The organism is Pseudomonas sp. PDM04 (assembly GCF_014851765.1).
Lineage (GTDB): Bacteria > Pseudomonadota > Gammaproteobacteria > Pseudomonadales > Pseudomonadaceae > Aquipseudomonas.
In genome coordinates, this window is record NZ_JACVAI010000007.1 from 212,447 (window position 1) to 232,734 (window position 20,288).

The 20,288-nt window shown below is 60.1% G+C and carries 21 protein-coding genes; 7 read left to right on the forward strand and 14 right to left on the reverse strand.

The annotated features are described in order from the left end of the window. Positions 1-35 precede the first annotated feature (35 nt). The 9 genes from IB249_RS25675 to IB249_RS25715 all read right to left on the reverse strand — a co-directional run bounded on the left by IB249_RS25675 (position 36) and on the right by IB249_RS25715 (position 8,452). The gene (locus IB249_RS25675; RefSeq protein ID WP_192308571.1) at positions 36-1,316 is read right to left on the reverse strand and encodes a hypothetical protein; all 1,281 of its coding nucleotides are present in this window, start codon (positions 1,314-1,316) and stop codon (positions 36-38) included. A 47-nt stretch (positions 1,317-1,363) separates the two neighbouring features. Then, on the reverse strand, positions 1,364-2,104 hold the full coding sequence (locus tag IB249_RS25680; RefSeq protein WP_192308573.1) for a hypothetical protein: 741 nt from the start codon (positions 2,102-2,104) through the stop codon (positions 1,364-1,366). A gap of 33 nt (positions 2,105-2,137) precedes the next feature. Next, positions 2,138-2,818 carry a C39 family peptidase gene (locus IB249_RS25685; RefSeq protein ID WP_192308575.1) on the reverse strand — a complete coding sequence of 227 codons (681 nt, stop codon included), beginning with the start codon at positions 2,816-2,818 and terminating at the stop codon, positions 2,138-2,140. Between the two features lie 62 nt (positions 2,819-2,880). Further along, positions 2,881-4,173: a heme utilization protein gene (locus tag IB249_RS25690; RefSeq protein WP_192308577.1), complete on the reverse strand. Its 1,293-nt coding sequence runs from the start codon at positions 4,171-4,173 to the stop codon at positions 2,881-2,883. 51 nt (positions 4,174-4,224) lie between these two features. Next, positions 4,225-4,797, reverse strand: coding sequence for an adhesin (locus IB249_RS25695; protein WP_192308579.1), 573 nt, complete (start codon positions 4,795-4,797; stop codon positions 4,225-4,227). A 1-nt stretch (position 4,798) separates the two neighbouring features. Beyond that, a complete protein-coding gene (locus tag IB249_RS25700) occupies positions 4,799-5,236 on the reverse strand; it encodes a hypothetical protein (protein ID WP_192308581.1) in 438 nt (145 codons plus the stop codon). Positions 5,237-5,566: 330 nt separating this feature from the next. Beyond that, entirely contained in the window at positions 5,567-6,091 is a 525-nt protein-coding gene (locus tag IB249_RS25705) for an AAA family ATPase (RefSeq protein ID WP_192308583.1), read from the reverse strand. After that, positions 6,088-6,651 carry a nicotinamide riboside transporter PnuC gene (gene pnuC, locus IB249_RS25710; protein WP_192308585.1) on the reverse strand — a complete coding sequence of 188 codons (564 nt, stop codon included), beginning with the start codon at positions 6,649-6,651 and terminating at the stop codon, positions 6,088-6,090. Before pnuC ends, IB249_RS25705 begins: the two co-directional genes overlap by 4 nt. A gap of 166 nt (positions 6,652-6,817) precedes the next feature. Beyond that, on the reverse strand, positions 6,818-8,452 hold the full coding sequence (locus IB249_RS25715; protein WP_192308587.1) for a methyl-accepting chemotaxis protein: 1,635 nt from the start codon (positions 8,450-8,452) through the stop codon (positions 6,818-6,820). 296 nt (positions 8,453-8,748) lie between these two features. On the opposite strand from IB249_RS25715, the gene IB249_RS25720 reads away from it, so the two are divergent. The 3 genes from IB249_RS25720 (at position 8,749) to IB249_RS25730 (ending at position 10,988) form a co-directional block, all read left to right on the forward strand. After that, the gene (locus tag IB249_RS25720) at positions 8,749-9,579 is read left to right on the forward strand and encodes an undecaprenyl-diphosphate phosphatase (protein WP_192308589.1); all 831 of its coding nucleotides are present in this window, start codon (positions 8,749-8,751) and stop codon (positions 9,577-9,579) included. Further along, entirely contained in the window at positions 9,576-9,998 is a 423-nt protein-coding gene (locus IB249_RS25725; RefSeq protein ID WP_192308591.1) for a DUF1294 domain-containing protein, read from the forward strand. Before IB249_RS25720 ends, IB249_RS25725 begins: the two co-directional genes overlap by 4 nt. Before the next feature lie 105 nt (positions 9,999-10,103). Further along, complete coding sequence (locus tag IB249_RS25730) at positions 10,104-10,988, forward strand: hypothetical protein (RefSeq protein WP_192308593.1); 885 nt, start codon at positions 10,104-10,106, stop codon at positions 10,986-10,988. On the opposite strand, the gene IB249_RS25735 is transcribed toward IB249_RS25730, so the two are convergent. Beyond that, complete coding sequence (locus IB249_RS25735) at positions 10,985-11,344, reverse strand: MmcQ/YjbR family DNA-binding protein (protein ID WP_192308595.1); 360 nt, start codon at positions 11,342-11,344, stop codon at positions 10,985-10,987. The genes IB249_RS25730 and IB249_RS25735 overlap by 4 nt on opposite strands. After that, positions 11,341-12,249 carry a LysR substrate-binding domain-containing protein gene (locus IB249_RS25740; RefSeq protein WP_192308597.1) on the reverse strand — a complete coding sequence of 303 codons (909 nt, stop codon included), beginning with the start codon at positions 12,247-12,249 and terminating at the stop codon, positions 11,341-11,343. Before IB249_RS25740 ends, IB249_RS25735 begins: the two co-directional genes overlap by 4 nt. A 128-nt stretch (positions 12,250-12,377) precedes the next feature. Between IB249_RS25740 and IB249_RS25745 the strand changes: the two genes are divergently transcribed. Together IB249_RS25745 and IB249_RS25750 are read left to right on the forward strand one after the other, a co-directional pair. Then, positions 12,378-12,989, forward strand: a complete 612-nt coding sequence (locus tag IB249_RS25745; RefSeq protein WP_192308599.1) for an FMN-dependent NADH-azoreductase — start codon at positions 12,378-12,380, stop codon at positions 12,987-12,989. A 240-nt stretch (positions 12,990-13,229) separates the two neighbouring features. Then, complete coding sequence (locus IB249_RS25750) at positions 13,230-14,267, forward strand: alpha/beta hydrolase family protein (RefSeq protein ID WP_192308601.1); 1,038 nt, start codon at positions 13,230-13,232, stop codon at positions 14,265-14,267. 86 nt (positions 14,268-14,353) lie between these two features. On the opposite strand, the gene IB249_RS25755 is transcribed toward IB249_RS25750, so the two are convergent. Both IB249_RS25755 and IB249_RS25760 read right to left on the reverse strand, forming a co-directional pair. Continuing rightward, positions 14,354-15,541, reverse strand: coding sequence for an MFS transporter (locus tag IB249_RS25755; protein WP_192308603.1), 1,188 nt, complete (start codon positions 15,539-15,541; stop codon positions 14,354-14,356). A 357-nt stretch (positions 15,542-15,898) separates the two neighbouring features. Then, positions 15,899-17,485 (reverse strand): ABC-F family ATPase, encoded by a 1,587-nt coding sequence (locus tag IB249_RS25760; RefSeq protein WP_192308605.1) that lies wholly within the window; start codon positions 17,483-17,485, stop codon positions 15,899-15,901. 312 nt (positions 17,486-17,797) lie between these two features. Here IB249_RS25760 and lpxO point away from each other — a divergent pair, with 312 nt between their 5' ends. After that, a complete protein-coding gene (gene lpxO, locus IB249_RS25765; protein ID WP_192308607.1) occupies positions 17,798-18,697 on the forward strand; it encodes a lipid A hydroxylase LpxO in 900 nt (299 codons plus the stop codon). A gap of 182 nt (positions 18,698-18,879) precedes the next feature. On the opposite strand, the gene IB249_RS25770 is transcribed toward lpxO, so the two are convergent. Next, on the reverse strand, positions 18,880-19,749 hold the full coding sequence (locus IB249_RS25770; protein ID WP_192308610.1) for a Ku protein: 870 nt from the start codon (positions 19,747-19,749) through the stop codon (positions 18,880-18,882). Between the two features lie 185 nt (positions 19,750-19,934). Here IB249_RS25770 and IB249_RS25775 point away from each other — a divergent pair, with 185 nt between their 5' ends. Next, a complete protein-coding gene (locus tag IB249_RS25775) occupies positions 19,935-20,285 on the forward strand; it encodes a hypothetical protein (protein ID WP_192308612.1) in 351 nt (116 codons plus the stop codon). Positions 20,286-20,288 lie beyond the last annotated feature (3 nt).

The following is a 20,288-nucleotide window of genomic DNA, read 5'->3' on the forward strand; positions in this document are numbered from 1 at the left end:
CGCCAGGACGGCGGTTTTTTTGTGGGGGGGGCGTTTCAGAAGTAATACGGGAATTTCAGGCTGAAGGAGAAGTCTGGCGCGTCCTCGGTCAGGCCAATGGCGAGTTGGGGAACGATCGTCAGGTTGTCGGTGGCCGCCAGGGTCATGCCGATGTTGAAGTTGGCGGAGTTGTAGTCGCTGTTGGTGATCGATTGCCAATCGCCGCCGTCCGGTTTGATCTTGCTCTTGCTGGCGAACTGGTCGGTGAACGAGAACGACATGCTCATCTTCTCGTTCAGAGCGAAGGCGATGCCGGCGCCGATTTGCCAGGAGTCCCCCAGCTTCACGTCGCCCTTGACCTTGGAGCCGACCTGAGGGCTGATGTCGCTGAAGGAATCCTGCACGTTGTAGGTGTAGGCCAGGGTGCCGAACAGCACGGCCGGGTCGAACGTCTTGACCAGCGAGATGCCCGGGGTGATCGACCAGACACCGTTGCCGGTGGGCAGGTCCTCGGGAACGGCGAGGTTGTCGTTGTTCGGGTCTTCGACCAGCTTGATGCCGTAGGGGTCCTTGCCGGTGGGGGCCTTGACCCGCAGGGTAAAGACTGCGTCCGGCAGGTCGGCGGTCTCATCCAGAAACTTGTAGGCCACGCCAACGTTCACGTCGCCAATGGTCGGGTCGCGGGTGACGGTGGCGTCCGACGTCACCGGGCCTGCGCCACCGGCGCCACCGGAGGAGTACGTCGATTCGCGATAGACCACGGGGACGTTGATATCGAATTGCCAGCGCTGTGCCAGGTTGTAGCGGGCGGTGAGGTCCAGGGTCCAGTTGTCCGCCTTGATCCGGTCGAGGTTGATGTTGCCGAGGAAAATCGAATCCAGTGCCAGGAAGCCATTGAGCGTCAATGCGCGGGTATCGTAGTGGGTGTAGGTCAGGCCGGTCTCGACGCTGAACTTGCCGCCGCCGAAGAAGCCGCTGGCTTCGTCGTAGAGGTTGGAAACGCTTTGCGCCGGCTCGGAATCATCCTTGAGTGACTCGCCGTATGAACTGCCTGTGGTGCCGGGTGCGCCAGCGGCCACCGTCTGGCCACTGCGGGTGGTTTCGGCGGGGGATTTGGTCAGGCGTTTGGGAGCAGGCGTCGCCGGTGTCTCTTCCACCTGGCGGACGCGCTGCTCGAGGACCATCAACGCGTTCTGTTGTGCTTCGTAACGTTGCTTGAGCTCCATGAGTTCTTGTTTTAGTGCTTCTACCTGGGGGTCCGGTGCTGCGTACAAAAAGGTGGCCGGGGCCAGGCTACTCAGACAAACGACAACTTTGAACGTTGTAGATCGGTGCATGGGTTTAGCCGTCCCTTCTGACTACATCTGATGAGACTGAGCGTAGATCAAAATCCGATAGTGCGAAGACCTTTGAGCTGGTCCAGATTTCCGTTCAGCGCCGCGCCCGTGGGCACGTTGTCACGCATCACGACATTGAGCGACGTGATGTTGCGGACCTGGTTGCCACCACCCAGCAGCGTGGTGTTCTGCATCAGGCCACCCTGGGCCAGGCGTTGCATGGTGCTGCCCTGGTTGTGGTTGGCCACGATGTTGAGCTGCACGCCACTGCCGGTCGAGGAAACGCTCAGCGAACCCGCTTCATTGGCGCCCGACAACGTCGAGCCCGAGGCCAGTACCTCGCCCTGTTGTTGCGTCACGGGTGCCTGGTTGCCCCGGGTGACGTTGATGCCGACATCGTTATAGGCGGTGTTGTTGTCGCCGGCGGCACGCACCACCTGAGTGACGCCGCCGGTGCTGTTGAGGCCGCCGCCGCCGGTCACGCTGCCGGTGCCTTGCGCGTTCGATGTGCCAGTGCCGTTTTCGTTGATCATTGACACATAGAACTGAGGCTTGATGGTGTTTTGCTGGACGATCAGCGAGGAGGTGGCGCCGATTACCGAGCCATTGGCATTTTGCCAGGTGCTGGTCATGACAATGCCGAAACTGACGATTCGTCCCGGCATCACGTAGCGGCCACGCAGGGTCGCCAGTTCCTGATCCTTCAGTTCGATGGGTTTGAATATCTCTGCCTGGATCGGCAGGCTGGCGGCCATGCAGACCACTGCTAGCCAGGTGGGCGTTTTCATTGGATGCTCCCGGAGCCTCGTGCTCCCTTATTATTAGAAGAAGTCACTTCGGATGAAGCCGAAATCCAACAGCTCTGCGTCTTGCACAGGGTGGAAGCTGTCGATGCTTCTTTTGGCAGTCAAAGGCAGTGGCGGGTCGAGCAACGCGTTGGCTTTGTCATAACCCTGGCCGATGATGGCAAAGATGATGCCGTTCCAGCCTTTGACAAAGTCTTCGACTTTGTAGCGTTTGTGACCCAGTACCGGATCTCCGATGTACACCCAGTTCTTGTGGACTTTTTGCAGGACTACAAAATGCTTGTAGCCACGCACGTCCATGAGCACCACCACCGGAATCTTGATGTCGTTCAAGGTTTCCTGGGCGACCCGGTAGCCACGGGCGCGCATGCCGAGACTTTCCACGTAACGCTTCATGTCGAGCATGGAGAAGCCCTGGGTCCGGACCAGGTCCTGGTCTGCGTGGGCCAGCATGCCCTCGATGATCTGATCTTCATTCACGTCCAGCCAGTAGGCCTGACGCAGGATGGTTGCCAGCGCAGCGGCGCCGCAACTGAAGTCGGTTTTCTGTTGCACCAGGTCGGCAAATTTACGCTCGCGTACGCTCTGGATCGGCTTGTAAACGACAGCGCCGCCCGGCAGGACGGACAGCGGCATTTGGGCAGCCTCGATCACACTGGCCACGCATAGCAATAATGCCAAGGCGATAATGCGCATGGTGGGACGCCTTCCGGTTGCGTTGAAGAAGGCCCCCGTCAGGGGGCCTCCGGAGACAGCCATTAGAACGATTGGTTGGAGATGGCCAACGAGTTGCTTTGTTGGTTGCCTACACCCGCCGCCACGTTGACACCGAGGTTGCCGCTGCCACCATTGACCGAACCGCTCAGGGTTGCGGTGTTGGTCACAGGGTTAGCCCAGCCGATTGGAGTCAGCACCTGATAGGACACGGTGTTGCTCAGCTCGAACGCGCTGCTTTCGCTGTAGCTCTTCGTGATGTCTTTCGTCGAGGCGGACGATTTCTCGCCAGCTTTGGCGTACGAAGATTCAAACGACTTGGTGAAGGAGGAGTCGTGCGAGTTCGTGTACGAAGAGTCGGTGGAGTTTTGGTTCGAGGTTTCCACTGAAGCATCAAGCGAGGCGGTCAGCGAACCTTCGGCGCTGCGGCTACGGGTCCGATCGCCATTGCCGTTGTTCCAGGTGACAGAACTGGCAGCATTCGCGGCAGCGGTCAGGTCAGCCGTAATGGAAGCAGCGCTGCTGGCACTCGAATCGGTGCTGGCGGAACCGCTGGAATCGTGGCTTTTTGATCCACTGGCATCAAAGGCGTTGGAGCCGCTGGCAGCCCAGTTGCTCGAAGCGCTCTTGTCTACGCTCAGGTTGGAGTCGTGACTGCGAGAGGACGTACCGCTGAGCGTGGTGGTCAACGTCACCGTATCCAGGCTGTAAGTCCGGTCGGCGTTGTTGTTCACGACCAGGCCAGGGCCGTTTTGATTGGCCGAGGCGGTTGCGGTTGCACTGCCCAGTGGCGAGTTGGAGTTGGCAATCGCCATGGTGTTTTTCTGTTGGTTCAGGTCGCCACCGGCAATGTTGATCCCCATGTTGCCGCTGCCACCGTTACCCGAGCCACTCATCACGGCAGAGTTGGTGGTGGAGTAGTTGTCGACCCGGTTGTTGTTGCTGTATTGCGTGACGTTGGCAGTGGCAGAAGCCGTGCCGAACACGAAGCTGTTATCCAGGCTCGAGTCCGAAGAGGCGTTGGCAATGGCCGCGGCATTATCCTGCTGGTTGCCGTTACCTGCAGCCACGTTGACACCGACGTTACCGCTGGCGCCCGAGGCCGAACTGCTCATCTCGGCTGAGTTTTGAGTGCCTTGGTTGAGGATGCGGTTGCCGGTGCTGGATTGGCTGTCGTTGGCATTGGCAGTGGCGTAGACAGGAATTTTCGTAGGTGGAGGGGTGTGGTTATTGCCGTTGTGGTGCCCACGGCGATCGTCCTGCCCAGCTTGTACAGCAACAGCCATGAGCGCAGCAATTGCGAAAACCAGAGGCTTGAGTGCCATCGAAGGTTTCATGGTGATTCTCCGTACTTGTTTTAGGTTAAGTGTTGTTTTTACCTGTTGGGGTCAATCCGCGACCCGTACGCTGAAGGTGTTGGCCATTCGGTTTCCCACCCCTGCGCTCTGGTTCAACTGAATGACTCCGCGGCTCCCGGTGAAAGCCTGGTCGCTGGTAGCGACCTGGCGAGAGCCTGGTGTGGAGTCAGTTGGACCGGAGTTGTTGAGCAGCGCCACGTTCTGTTGCATGAGGACGCTGTCGTCGAGACTTTGTGGCTGGGCACTGAGGGTGATGTGCAGTGCGTTGGCTTGTTGAGTGCTGGCCCCGGCGCTCTGGTTGACGCCCAGTACGCCGTTGCCGTTGCTGAAGGAGTTGCCCTGGATGCTGGCCCGGGCGTCGATCCCGGGGTTCATTTGCGATTGCAGCCGTTGGCGAATCTGCGTCGTGGCGTTGGCGTCGTGGCCAATGGCAATGGCCCGGGCATTGGCCTGTTGCTGTAGATCACCGGCCGCCTGGTTGACCGCGAAGTTGCCCTGGTAGCGCGTCCCCGAATTGTCGATGCTGGCGTCGTCGACGACCGGGGATTGGGCAAAGGTCGATGCACTGCAAAGCAGGGACAGGATCAGCAGCGTGCGATTCATCTCAACGGTCTCCCGTGATGATTTTCAGAGCACCCATGCCTTGCTGGACGCTGGAATTGACCATGTTGGCGATGCCGTTGCCAGCCCCGGTCGAACGTCCGGCGGGTTGATTGGCCAACTGGTTCTGCGTGCTGATATTGCCGCCCATGTTGTTGGCGCCCAGATTGACCAGGCGGGTGATGCCTGCACCGCTGGCGACGTTGGCGAAGTCGCCGTCACTCAATTCGTTGGTTTGCTGAAGAACATACTGGGAAGGGTTAGCGTTGACGGTCGTGGGGTTCGGGTCGGGAGCCACCGGTGCCCGGGTGGCCATGCGTGGTTGCACGTCACGTTTGATCACGATGATGCCGTTGTCAGCCTGGGCAGTCAGGCTGAGGGTAGAGCCCAGTGCGCATCCGGCCAGCAGCAGGCTGAAGATGCCTCTATCAAACTTCCCCACGGCGCAATTCCTTCTGTAGTTGGATCGCTGGCCCGAACGAGCGTTGCGAAGGAGAGAGCAGAAGCTGTGCCGAGTTTGGTTTTTCTTTTCAAAACAAGAGGTTGGATTTAGTAATTCGAGAGAGGGAGGAACGTATGTAACGTCGTTGAGACAAAGGTGCGGGGAGACCTCGTCAATACGGGCGGTATTGCTCGTCAAGGTCAAAGCAGGCAGGTTGTATCAGTGGCGCAACAAATCTTCTGTGGAACGCCTTGACCGCTCTGATTCGCGGGTTTGCGTGGGGTCGTGTGTTACAGGAATGGACGCTTTTGCGCGGATCGGGCGTCCGGCTCAGGTCTTGAGCAAGCGCTGCACAGCATCGAAGGCTGCGTCCTTGCGCTCTTTCCAGTCGCCTTGCAGCACCTGAAAGGGCTGCCGGTGAAGGTCCAGCCATTGGCGGCCGGCCTGGAAAAATGCCTGGCGTTCGGCCAGTTGCGGTTGGCAGCGCTGCCCGTCGTCATGCCAGTCCACGGTTTCAGGGCTCAACAGCAGATGCAGGTCATAATGCCGCTCTCGCAAGGCTTGCTCGATCCAGTCGGGGCAGTCGCCGAACAGCGTGCGGCTCCACAGGATGTTGCTCAGCAGATGGGTGTCGAGAATCAGCAGTGACGGTCGTTTGGCCCGTGCCTCATCCTCCCAGGCCAGCTGGCCATGTGCTATTGATGCAATATCATCGTAGCAGGTTTCGCGGGCGTGTCTCTCGATAAAATACCGAACGTACTCTTCGACCACTATGCCGCCAAAATTGGCGTGAATCTCACCCGCAAGCCAGCTTTTGCCGCTCGATTCCGGCCCTGTCAGCACCAAGACTTTCATGGGCACAGCAGCGGGTCGCTGCGCCAGGTGCGCCAGCCTTGAATGGCCAGCACGGTGAAAACGCCATACAGGGCGGCCGTCAGGTACATCCCCTTATAGATGAACAGACCGACGAAAATACAATCCAGGACGATCCACAGCGGCCAGCACTGCAAGCGCTTTTGCGCCATCCAGAATTGCGCCACCAGGCTGAAGGCGGTGAGGGCGGCATCGAGCCAGGGTTGGGCGGCGTCGGTCCAGTGGGCCATGGCCGCTCCCAGCAACAGACTGCCCATCGCGCCGAGGGTCAGGCCGGTCGCCAGCGCCCGCGCGCCCAGCCGGCTGACATCACGCCCCTGATGCTCGTGGCCGGCGCGGGTCCACTGCCACCAGCCGTAGAGTTGCAGCGCGGCGTAGATCACTTGCAGCAGCATGTCCGAATACAGCTTCACCTCGAAAAAGATCCAGCTGTAGAGCAGCACCATGATCAGGCCGATCGGCCAGCACCAGGGGTTCTGTCTGACCGTCAGCCAGACGGCGATCACGCCGAGGGTGGCGGCAAACAGTTCAAGCCCGGACATGTAGGAACCCTGGAGGCAAAAGAGAGGGAGGCGGATTGTACCGGCAGCGGCAGGTGGGAGCGAGCCTGCTCGCGATGGCGGAGGGTCAGGCGCCTATGCTGCCGGTGCCTGCCTCATCGCGAGCAGGCCTGCTCCCACTGTTGAACGTGCCGTTGCCGTGCGCTGTTTACACCCGGAACTGCTTGAGCAGCCCGTTCAGTTGCTCGCTCAGGTCCTTGAGTCGAACGCTGGCCACGCTCGACTGTTCTGCCGCCACTGCAGTGCTGTGGGACAAGCCGGCTGCCTGGGTGACGTTCTGATTGATGTCCTCGACCACGTGGGCCTGTTGCAGGGTCGCGCTGGCGATGGAAGTGTTCAGGCCGTTGAGATTGCGCAATGCCTGACCGATGGCGTTCAGGCTCGCACCGGCCAGGCCGGCTTGCTCGATGGTTAGCTGGGAGGCACGGCTGCTGTCGCCAATGACTTTGACCGCTGCTTCGGAATGGCTTTGCAGACGTTCGATCATCGACTGGATTTCAGCAGTGGACTTCTGCGTGCGCTGAGCCAGCAGGCGTACTTCGTCAGCCACGACGGCAAATCCGCGCCCCTGTTCGCCCGCCCGGGCAGCCTCGATGGCGGCGTTGAGCGCCAGCAGGTTGGTCTGCTCGGCAATGGAGCGGATCACCTCCAGCACGCTGCCGATCTGGGTGCTCTCGGTCGCCAGGGTGCGGATGACCTCCACGGCCTGATCAATGGTGGACGACAACTTGTCGATCTGTTCCAGGCTGCTGTCGATGTTGACCTGGCCCTGTTGCGCCTGGGATTCGGCATCGCGCATTTCGCTCGCGGCCTGCTCGGCGTTCTTCGCCACATCCTGTACGCCGTAGGTGACTTCATTGATCGCGGTGGCCACCAGCTCCATCTGCTGGGACTGCTGCTGGCTGCGTTGCTGGGCCTGGGCGGCATCGTTGCCCAGTTCGCTGGACGACTGGCCCAGGGCACTGGCGGAAACTTGCAACTGACTGATCACGCCGCGCAGTTTGGCGGTAAAGGCGTTGAAGTGATGGGCCAGTTGCGTGACTTCGTCCTGGCCGTGGGTGTCGAGGCTGCGGGTCAGGTCGCTTTCGCCGCTGGCAATGTTGGCCATGGCATTCACGGTTTCCTGAAGGGGCCGCACGATGCTGCGGGCGATCAGGATCACCAGCAACGCCATGATGGCGGCAATCCCCAGGCCAACGCCCGAAGCTTTCCACACCTGGGCCATGAATTCGGCCTGGGTGTCGTCGATGTACACGCCCGAACCGATCACCCAGCCCCAGGGTTCGAACAGTTTGACGTAGGAGGTTTTCTCCACGGGATCGCTGGCGCCGGGCTTCGGCCAGCGATAGTCGATCGCACCGGCGCCCTTGGCCTTGGCCAAAGCCACCATTTCATTGAAGACGGCAAACCCGTCGGGATCGCGGATGGCAGAAAGGTTCTGGCCATCGAGCTTCTGGTTGACCGGGTGCATGATCATCACGGGCGTGAGGTCGTTGATCCAGAAATACTCGTTCTGGTCATAACGCAGGCCACGAACGGCGCTCAACGCTTGCTTCTGTGCGGCTTCGCGGGTGAGTGTGCCGGCGGTTTCCAGGCCGTGGTAGTACGTCAGAATACCGCTTGCGGTTTGCACGACGTGTTGGGTTTTCTGCGCCTTGGCGTGATAGAGGTCATCGTGAATCTGCTTGAGCATCAACACGCCGAGCGTCAAGAGCATCATGACGGCTACGACCAAGATGAGCCACAAGCGGCGGCTGATCGACATACTGCGCAAGCTGTTCATAGCACTGTCACTCCGGTGTTTTTCTTCTTGTAATAAATGATCGCCAGAATCTCATCACACTTTGTCGATCGGGCATATCCGACCCAAGTCCAATAACGTGGCAGCGTTATCGAGGCTTGTCTGATAGGATTTCGGCCCCGCACGGAAAAACCTGAATTCAAGCTGATTTTTCACGGATTTTTTACGGCTCCGTCGCGATTCTGTGCGCGCGGACTTCCAACCGCGCTGATTACAGTCAACGTTTTGCAATAAATACTATCGAAGCATGCCGTCGCGCATCGCTTCCTGGGGGATTGATGGATTTCTGGACCGCCTTGCAGGCATTGATACTTGGGGTTGTGGAAGGGCTGACGGAGTTCTTGCCGATATCCAGCACCGGCCACCAGATCATCGTGGCCGACCTGCTCGATTTCGGGGGAGAGCGGGCCATCGCGTTCAACATCATTATCCAGTTGGGCGCGATCCTGGCGGTGGTGTGGGAGTTTCGCCGCAAGATTCTGGATGTGGTCACCGGCCTGCCGACGCAACCCGGCGCCCGACGGTTTACTGTCAACCTGCTGGTGGCCTTCATGCCTGCGGTGGTGCTGGGGGTGATCTTTTCCGATCTGATCCACCATTACCTGTTCAACCCGATTACGGTGGCGGCGGCGCTGGTCGTGGGCGGGATCATCATGTTGTGGGCAGAAAAGCGTCAGCACCAGGTGCACGCCGACACCGTCGACGAGATCACCTGGCAAGACGCCTTGAAAGTCGGGTTTGCCCAATGCCTGGCGATGATTCCCGGTACTTCGCGGTCCGGCGCCACCATCATTGGTGGCTTGCTGTTCGGCCTGTCGCGCAAGACCGCCACCGAGTTCTCGTTTTTCCTGGCCATGCCGACCATGGTCGCGGCCGCCGTGTATTCGGGCTTCAAGTACCGTCATCTGTTCGAGCCAGCTGACTTGCCGGTGTTCGCCATCGGTTTCGTCACCGCGTTCATCTTCGCGATGATTGCCGTCAGGGGCTTGCTCAAGTTCATCGCCAGCCACAGCTACGCCGTGTTCGCCTGGTACCGCATCGCCTTTGGCCTGGTGATCCTGGCCACCTGGCAGTTCGGTTGGGTCGATTGGAGCGCTGCCCAGTCATGAGTGATGGCCGCGCGCGCCGCCCGCCCGGACGCCCCTCGGCAGGTCCGCTGCAGCACCTGCGGTTGAAGCTGCTGGTGTTCGCGGTGGTGTGCGCGCTGCCGCTGTTCGGCTCGTTGTCCTTCGGGCTGAAGGGCATTTCGTGGATACCGCTGGCGGCCTACGGCCTCGTCAGCGTCCTCGCGTTCTTCCTTTACTGGAGTGACAAGCGCAAGGCCCGCAGCGACCGCTGGCGTACACCGGAAAATGTCCTGCACGCCGTGGAACTCGCCGGCGGCTGGCCCGGCGCCTTGCTGGCCCAGCAGGTGTTTCGGCACAAGACGCGCAAAGTGTCGTTCCAGGTATTGTTCTGGGTCATTGTGTTGTTGCACCAAGTATTCTGGATCGATCAGTTGTTTGTCCAAACTCAGTGGTTTGATTGACGGATTGTTAACGGTTATTGCCGGAAGATCGGCTTACAACTGTGCGATCGTGTCTGAATTCCGGGCGTGTTAGTTTTCGACAAACTAACGGTCTGGAGCCTGACAATGAAATTTAAAACGATCACCACTGAAAGTGCCATGAGCAAGTTGGCGGTATTCATGGCTTATGCACCTGCGGAAAAATTAGCTTATATCAGGAAGCGCTCTCTGGTCGTTAGAGGCGAAGATTTGAGTGGTTTTTCCGATCACGTTCTACTTGACTCCCTGAAGTCGGTTGAGCGCCGTATGCAGCAATATATTGATCGATTTGAACAAGTGAAGTGCGCGGTCACACCGGGACTGATCCTCGATCGTGACCTTGTGGCAAAAACCAATGAATTTTTCAATGTCGCTGTTCCGACAGGTATCGAGTCGATTCTGCGGGCACTTCAGCCCGGCGCTGATCTGACGTCCCTTTATGACCAGGCGTTGAACAAAGCCATCGATGCATTGTTCGCCGACAGGGTCTACTTGCGCGAGCAGCTGGAACTCATTTGTGCGGCGATCAGGAACCCGGCACTGGTCTGTGAAGTCATTCGCACGGATGCCAAGACTTATAAACAGCTCTATTTTCCAGTACTTGACACGTTCGTCAAAGGTTTGGAGGCGCCATTCGCTCTCGCGTTTCCGATGTTCATGGGGGTAGAGTCATGTTTGTTGATTCATTCTGCGGGCCTGAGGGTTAATGAAACTTACACACCCAGGGTCAAAGGTTTTACCCATGAGTTTTTCATGTATCTGGTGCTGCATGAACTAACGCACTTGCTGCGTTACACCAATGACACCGCTTATGTGTTTGCCGGCATGAAGGGTGTGAGTGAATTCGACGTCTATTCAATGGCCAGTCTGTCAGCCAACGATACCCATAATGCCGACAACTATACCGTGCTGATCTTTAACGCCTTGTCCCTTCTGCACACGCAAGGGCGCCTCGACCTGCGTCAGTTCTAAAGCAACAGCCCGACCTGGGTGCGCTTGGGCAATTTGCTCACCACCAATTGGTGGGAGCGCTGCAACAGGGCTTGCAACTCCTGGGCACCGAGCGGGTAGGGCGTCTGCATGATCACCCACTGTGCCCGCGCCAGATAAGGCGCGGGATGAATGCCGGGGCGATCGCAATGGCCGAGGAACAGGTCCTTGTCGACCTTGAAGGCCAGGGATTCGCCCCGCAGGTTCTGTAGGGCAAACATCTTGTTTCCGGCAATCGAAAACACCCGCACGCCGCCCCATTTGTAATCTTCCCGCGCGCCCGGCAGAGCCAGGCAGAATTGCGCGACGTCTTCTTCGCTCATGCGTCCAGCCTTCATATCAATCGGTCTCCGCAGGCATTGAATGATTCGATCAAATGGTCGAGCCAGGCGCGCACGGCGGGCATCACCCCGCGTCGATGAGGGTACACCGCCTGCAACCAGCCACCGGGCAGCGACCAGTCGGGTAACAACTGCACCAGCGCGCCGCTTTGCAGTTCCTCCTCGCAGTACATCATCGGCAGCAGGGTGAAGCCCTGGCCCGCCAGCGTGCACGCCTTGCGCACGATAAAGTCGTCGATGCCCAGTCGCGCCTCAAGCGAGAGCTCCTGGCTTTTACCCTGTTGATCGAGTAGGCGGATGTGCACCATGCGATCGGCCTCGAGAGCACCGAGCACCGGCAGGCGCTTGAGGTCTTCGGGATGATTGACTTGTCGGCCCTGGAGGAAGTCCGCGCTGGCCACCAGCAGCATCTGTGCCTGACGCAGGCGTCGGGTGACCAGCAACGGGTCCTCGTCGCCGGGTTCGCGAACCCGCAGAGCGACATCGACGCCTTCGGTCACCAGGTCGACGCGTCGGTTGACCAGCATCACTTCCAACTGAACCTGCGGGTATTTGTCGAGAAACCGGCTGATCACCGAAGGCAGCATTTCATGGGCCAGGCCGACGGGACTCGAGACCCGCAAGCGTCCTCGGGGTTCGCTGGACATGCTGGCCACCGCCTCGTCGGCCATTTCGGCTTCCAGCAGCATTGCCTGGCAATGACGCAGGTAGCGTTCGCCCACGGCGGTCAACTTCAGTTGGCGTGTGGTGCGCTGCAGCAGGCGCGCGCCCAGGCGTTCTTCCAGCTCGGCAATGCGTCGCGACAGCCGCGATTTTGGAATGCCCAGCAGACGGCCCGCTGCCGCGAAACCGCCGGCTTCGACCACCTTGGCAAAGTAGAAGAGATCGTTGAGGTCCTGCATGTGATCGCTCGATTGTTCTATCAGTGAGACAAACTATCGCATTGTTGCCCTCTAATCAGCTATTGGTTTCGCTTGTAGGATCCTCTCCATCAGATCGCCCCGTCGCGGTCCTCAACTGGAGACTCCACATGAAACTGCTGCATATCGATTCGAGCATTCTTGGCGACAACTCGGCTTCCCGCCTGCTCAGCGGCGAAGTCGTCAAAGCCTGGCAAGCCGCCGATCCGAGCGCCGTGGTGACCTACCGCGACCTGGCCAGCGACGCCATCAGCCACTTCTCGGCCACTACCCTGGTCGCCGCCGGCACCACCGCCGAGCTGCGCGATGCCGCCCAACAGCACGAAGCCGAGCTGAGCGCCTCGACCCTGGCTGAATTCCTCGCCGCTGATGCCGTGGTGATTGCCGCACCGATGTACAACTTCACCATCCCGACCCAGCTCAAGGCCTGGATCGACCGCATTGCCGTCGCCGGCCAGACTTTCCGCTACACCGAAGCCGGCCCTGAAGGCCTGTGCGGTAACAAGAAGGTGGTGATCGTGTCGACGTCCGGCGGCCTGCATGCCGGTCAGGCCACCGGCGTTGCCCATGAAGAATACTTGAAGGTGATGTTCGGTTTCCTCGGCATTACCGACATCGAATTCGTCCGCGCACACGGCCTGGCCTACGGTGACGAAGTGCGCAACAAAGCGATGAGCGACGCCCACACACAGATCAGCGAGCAACTGTTCGCGGCTGCGTAAGGCCTGCGTAAAGATGTAAATCCGCTCGGGCAACACCTCAAAAAACTCTGTATTCTGATTGCGCAAGTATCAGGTACGGAGTTTTTTGTTTCTGAATACTTCGTATTGTGGCCCAGGTTATGCAGTCGAGGGTTAACGTCCCCGTTCTGCAAGGTGGCCGCAATCGCGGTACAAGGCCGCTTCCTCATGGTTATGCAGGAGAACGGGCTTTCCGGAAAAGTAACAGAGGTGGGGCATCCGATGGTGCGTCTTTGTGCAACGTTACTGATTTGCCTGCTCAGCAGCCTGAATTCAGTGCACGCCGCGCCTGCGCCGCACCCTCACTGGAGCGTCGGCTTCCACGAGCTGAGCTTTCTCGATCCGCTGGACCTGCAACCGATGCGCGCCATCGCCTTCTATCCTTCCAGCGACCGCGAGCACGTCAGCAAACTCGAGGGCTACACCGTGGAGGCGGGGGAGGACACCCGAGTCGCCATCGGGCGGTTCCCGATGCTGATGCTGTCCCACGGCAATACCGGCACCCCGCTGGCCTTGCATGACCTGGCCACCTCGCTGGCACGCAAAGGGTTCGTGGTGGTGGCGGTGATTCATCCCGGCGACAACTCCAGGGACCACAGCCGCCTCGGCACCATGAGCAACCTGTACGGTCGCCCGATCCAGATTTCCGAAGCCATTACCGCCACCTTGGGCGACCGCATGCTCTCGCCATTCGTCAACGCCGATCAGGTCGGGGTGATCGGCTATTCGGCGGGCGGGGAGACGGCGTTGATCCTGTCCGGGGCGACGCCGGACCTGGATCGCCTGCGCCGCTATTGCCAGGAGCGTCCGGACGACCACGACGCGTGCAACACCCAGGGTGAGTTGATTGTCGATCGCGATGACCTGCAACCGGTCGCGGACCCTCGGGTGCATGCGCTGTTGCTGATGGCGCCGCTGAGCCTGAAGTTCGGCCGTCATACCCTGGCCGATGTGCATGTGCCGGTGCTGCTGTACAGCGGTGATGGCGACAAGCTGGTGGCGTTCGACAAAAACGCGGCGGCGCTGGCGCGCAAACTGCCGACCGCGCCTGACTTCAAGTTGCTGGCCGGGGCAGGGCATTTTGTCTTCATGGCACCCTGCAACGAAGAACAGATCGCCGCCATGCCGGCGTTGTGCACCGATGCTGATGGCGTCGATCGGGAAGACATCCACCGCAACATGATCTCGGAGGCCGGGCGGTTCTTCTCCCGGACCCTGGGCAAGCCGACCCGCGCCGGCATGCAGACGGCCGATCAGTAATCAGACACCCTGTGGAAGCGGGCTCGCTCGCGAAGGCGTCCTGTCAGCCAACCTCTGCATCAACAGGCCGACGGAGTGCCGCGTTGCTAGGCCATCGCGCGAAGCTTGAGCAACAGGGTCAGGGCCAGTCCGGTCACGGACAGCATCGCCGCACTGAAGAAAATCCACGAATACCCAAGGTTCAACGCCACCGCGCCCATCAGTGGCCCGGCGATCGCCAGCGCCAGGTCGAAGAACACGGCGTAGGCACTCAGCCCGGCGCCACGGCTGGAATTGGGCACTTGCTTGATCGCCTCCACGCCCAGAGCCGGGTAGACCAGCGACAGGCCGAACCCGGCGAGGGCCGCGCCGAACAATGCGTAGCCCGTAGAAGGGGCCAGCCACAGCAGCACAAGGCCCGCGGTTTCAATGCTCATGCAGGCAATGGCCGAGGTGAACCCGCCGAAGCGGCTGATGCTGGAAATGAACAGCAGGCGCGCCAGGATGAAGCAGATCCCGAATACCGTCAGGCAGTAGGCGGCGCCGGTCCAGCCGCGGCTGACGTAATACAGGGTAATAAAGGTGGTCAAGGTGCCGTAGCCGATCGACGCCAGGCTCAGGCTGGCGCCAAACGGTGCAATGCGCCCGAAGACCGCCCAGAACGGCAGGCGCTCGCCGCGAACCACCGGCACCGAGGGTTTGTTGCGGATCAGCAGCAGCGCCAGCGCGGCGAGCAACGACAACGCGATGCCGAGGCTGGCAAAGCCATATTCAGCCACCATCACCACACCCAGCGGTGCGCCAATGGCGATGGCGCCATAGGACGCGATGCCGTTCCATGAAATCGACCGCGCCGTGTGCTCGGCGCCCACCTGGCCCATGCACCAACTGATGGTGCCGACACCGATCAGCCCCTGGGCGATCCCCAGCAACAGGCGGCCGGCAATCAGGATCAACAGGCTGGTCAGCGCAAAGCTCTGCAACAATGTGGACAGCAACGTCAGGACGCCGCTGAGGACGATCCCGCTCAGTCCGTAGACAATCGCCCGCTTGGTCCCGACGCTGTCTGACATGCGCCCGGCCATCGGGCGGCTGAGCAGGGTGGCCAGGTACTGCGAACCGATGGTCAACCCCGCCACGACCGCACTGAAACCCAATTGCCCATGGACATAACCCGGCAACACCGCAATCGGCAGGCCGATGCAGAGGAAGGCAATGAAGGTATAGAAAACGATGGAGACGATCTGCAGGGTGATCGCCATGGAGCTTTGCGGTGGCAGTTGCTGCGCAGACATGGGGGCTCGTTCGCGGGCGGCGGTGGGAGACCTGCATCATGGCGCGGGTGTGCAATAAATGAAAGCAGGCTAACTATATTTCTCTGGTCCGGGGCTCACCCTGCCTCCTGTGGCGGGAACGTCTGTGGGAGCGAGCCTTCTCGCGAAAAGCGCCCCGGCAACGGGTTCATTCAGGCCGTCCGCGTTTTCGTTGATGCCCGTCGCGAGCAGGCTCGCTCCCCACAGAAAAGGCGCGGACACCTGTGGGGTAGGGTTGCCCTCAAAGGGCGTTGGCACCGGTCATGAAATGCAAAAAGCCCCGTCACAACGGACAGGGCTTTCGATTGGCAGCGCGCGGCAAAAACCTCGTCGCGGCTTTTAGAACACCACACCCTGGCTGCGCAGGTAGTCGTCATAGGTGCCGCTGAAGTCGGTCACGCCGTTGGGGCTCAACTCGATGATGCGGGTGGCCAGGGACGATACGAACTCACGGTCGTGGCTGACGAAGATCAGCGTGCCCGGGTAGTTTTCCAGCGCCAGGTTCAGTGCCTCGATGGATTCCATGTCCAGGTGGTTGGTCGGTTCGTCCATCACCAGGACGTTGGGCTTTTGCAGGATCAGCTTGCCGAACAGCATACGACCCTGCTCACCGCCGGAGATCACTTTGACCGACTTGAGGATCTCGTCGTTGGAGAACAGCATCCGGCCCAGGGTGCCGCGAATCACCTGTTCGCCCTGGGTCCACTGGCCCATCCAGTCGAACAGGCTGACATCGTCTTCGAAGTCGTGGGCGTGGTCCTGGGCGTAGTAGCCCAGCTCCGCGCTTTCGGTCCACTTGACGGTGCCGGCATCCGGAGTCAGCTCACCCATCAGGGTGCGCAGCAGGGTGGTCTTGCCGATACCGTTCGGGCCGATGATCGCCACGCGTTCGCCGGCTTCGACGGTGAAGCTGAAGTTCTTGAACAGGGTCTTGCCGTCGAAGCCCTTGGACATCTGCTCGATGGTCACGGCCTGGCGGTGCAGTTTCTTGGTCTGTTCGAAACGGATGAACGGGCTGACGCGGCTCGATGGCTTGACCTCGGCCAGCTGGATCTTGTCGATTTGCTTGGCGCGGGAAGTGGCCTGCTTGGCTTTCGAGGCGTTGGCCGAGAAGCGGCTGACGAAGGTCTGCAGCTCGGCAATCTGGGCTTTTTTCTTGGCGTTGTCCGACAGCAGTTGCTCGCGGGACTGAGTCGCCGCGGTCATGTACTCGTCGTAGTTGCCCGGGAACAGGCGCAATTCGCCGTAGTCCAGGTCGGCCATGTGGGTGCAGACGCTGTTGAGGAAGTGACGGTCGTGGGAAATGATAATCATGGTGCTGTTACGCGCCGTGAGAATGGTTTCCAGCCAGCGAATGGTGTTGATGTCCAGGTGGTTGGTCGGTTCGTCGAGCAACAGCACTTCCGGATCGGAAAACAGTGCCTGGGCCAGCAACACCCGCAGTTTCCAGCCTGGCGCGACCTCGGTCATCGGGCCGAAATGCTGTTCCAGGGGAATACCCAGGCCCAGCAGCAGTTCACCGGCGCGTGATTCGGCGGTGTAACCGTCCATTTCGGCGAACTCGGTTTCCAGCTCGGCCACGGCCATGCCGTCCGCTTCGCTCATTTCCGGCAGCGAGTAGATGCGATCGCGCTCGGCCTTGACCTTCCACAGCTCTTCGTGACCCATGATCACGGTGTCGATCACGGTGAATTCTTCGTAGGCGAACTGGTCCTGGCGCAATTTACCCAGACGCACGTTCGGCTCGAGCATGACCTGGCCGCCGGATGGCTCGAGGTCGCCGCCGAGAATCTTCATGAAGGTCGACTTGCCGCAACCGTTGGCGCCGATCAAGCCATAACGGTTGCCACCGTTGAACTTGACCGAAACGTTTTCGAAAAGCGGCTTGGCGCCGAACTGCATGGTGATGTTAGCTGTAGAGATCAAAGGTTTTTCCTGCGAAGCATTCAGAGTGGCCAGGGTGCGGCAGTACCGCGCTTGGCCCGAGTCGAATTGCGCTGAAGCGGGGGGACATTCCCGTCATCAACCAAGGGGCGCGTAAAGTTTGGCGGCGATTGTACTGGTCTGGCTCTTTAAACGATAGGGCATTGAGGCCCGCCGATGCGTTGGCGCTATCAGCGGAGCGTTTTTCGCATTTGCAGGTTAACTATTGGTTACAAATAGTGGCTAAAATGCCGTCTTCGACTGATGCCGACAGGCGCGGACGCATTTTGTTCACTTTTGACGTGTGACGATTCCGTGAAACTCATCATTGCCGCTATTTATGTTGTCTCCATTGTCTACGTCCACCTGCGTGGTCGCGTGCGTCACAAATTGGGCCGACAGTTGAGTGATCACTCGTCGTTCCTGGCGCCGATCAACTGTTTCCTTTATCTGTTCTCGAAAAAGCCCAACCAGCCGTACCTCGATCCGGCCGATTTTCCGGACCTGAGTCCGTTGCAGGCGCATTGGGAAGAAATCCGCGCCGAGGGCCAGAACCTGCTGCGGGCCGGGGAGATCAAGCGGTCGAACCAGTACGACGATGTCGGCTTCAACTCGTTCTTCAAGACCGGCTGGAAGCGTTTCTACCTCAAGTGGTACGGCGACAGCCATCCTTCGGCGATGAAGCTCTGCCCGCGCACCACTGAACTGGTGCAGGGCATCGGTTCGATCAAGGCTGCGATGTTTGCCGAGTTGCCGCCCGGTTCCAAACTGGTGCGTCATCGCGATCCGTATGCCGGTTCGTACCGTTATCACCTGGGCCTGGAGACGCCGAACGACGCGGGTTGCTACATCAACGTCGATGGCGAGAGCTATCACTGGCGCGATGGCGAAGCGGTGATGTTCGACGAAACCTTCATTCATTACGCGGAAAACACCACCGACCAGAACCGTATCATCCTGTTCTGCGACATCGAGCGGCCGATGAAGTACCGCTGGGCGGCGGCATTCAACAGCTGGTTCAGCCGCAACGTGATGTCGGCCGCCGGTGCGCCCAACGATGTGGGGGACCGCACCGGTGCCCTCAACCGCCTGTTTGCCCGGATCTACAAGGTCCGCCTGCGCGGCAAGGCGTTGAAGAAACGAAACCGCAAGCTGTATTACCTGGAGAAGTGGGCGATTTTTGCTGGCTTGCTGGCGGTGTTTGTACTGATCTGATTGTGCGTTGTGGCTGAATGCGCTATCGCGAGCGGGCTCGCTCCCACAGGGGAAGATGGTCTACCGCTGTAGGAGCGAGCTTGCTCGCGATGGTCATCAACGATGACGCGGGGTGTCAGGATGCCTGCGTCGTCTGGGCGCCTTTCGCGAGCAAGCTCGCTCCTACAGAAAAGCAGCACCCTTCAACCGCTTGACCGTTTGCCGGTTTTTTTGGCGGCCGGCTTGGTCGCGGCTTTTGGTTTCGCCGCCGCTTTGCCCGGCGCCTTGCCCCCCAGGCTGCGTTTGAGCAACTCGGTCAAGTCGATCACGTCCGCCGTCTTGCGCTCTTCCTCGCCGGTCGCCGTCTCCACGTCCTCGATCTTGCCTTCATGGGCCTTCTTCTCGACCAGCGCCATGATCTTGTCTTCGAAGCTGTCGCGGTAGTCCTCGGGGCTCCAGTCACCGCTCATGTCCTGCACCAGACGCTTGGCCATGTCCAGTTCACCCTTGGCCAGCGTCGGCTTGGTCACCTCGCTGCCCAGTTCGAGCGTGTCGAGGCTGCGCACTTCCGCCGGCCAGCGCAGCATCACCAGGACCATCGCCGACTCCAGTGGCATCAGCGCGGCCAGGTGCTGACGGGTATGCAGGACCACATGGGCGAGGGCGACCTTGTTGGTCTTGGTCAGGGTTTCACGCAACAGCGCGTACACCTTGCCGCCGCGTTTATCCGGCGCGAGGTAGTAGGGTGTGTCGATGTTCTGCAGCGGGATCTGTTCACTGTCGACGAAGGAAAAAATGTCGATGGTCTGCGTCGACAGCGGATGCGCTGATTTGATTTCCTCTTCGCTGAGCACCACGTAGCGACCCTTCTCGTACTGCACGCCTTTAACGATGTGTTCCTTGGTCACTTCCTTTCCGGTCACCTTGTTGACCCGCTTGTAGCCCACCGGGTCCATGCTGCGGCTGTCGAGCCAGTCGAAATCCACCCCTTGGGAAGACGTCGCCGAGACCAGCGCCACAGGGATATGCACCAGCCCGAAACTGATTGCGCCTTTCCAGATTGCCCGTGCCATGGTCGTCTACTCGCGAGTGATGATCAGGTGACCTGCCTTGCGACGCAAAAGTTTCAGCGGCGTGCAGCCCGCTCCGGCCGTGGGCTCAACTTCGTGTTACATCTTGGCGGAGCGGTTTTGATTAACAAATCCGAACCCTGGGCGTAGCGTGCAATCGAAGGCTCTATCACCTGGAGAGGCAGCCTATGAAACGATTGGCGCTAGGCATTTTTACGATGGCATTGAGTGGCGTGCTGAGCCATCTCGCTCTGGCTGAAACCCCGTCGCCCGCCAACCCCTTGCTGCTGGCGCAAAGCCCGACCGGTGCCGCCAGCAATCCTTACAACAGCCCGATTCGCCGGGCCAATCCCAACAGCATGCAAGGCACGCAGCCCAGCGCTCCGGCGATTCGCGGACCCAATACCGTGCCGGTGCCAAGGCCACCGACGCTGGACAATGGTGGCATTGGCAACCGCTATCCCCAGGATCGGACGGCGCCTGCCAGCCCACCCAAGTTCATCCCCAACCCTCCGTCCCGCGATGCGAACACCCGTTAAGCG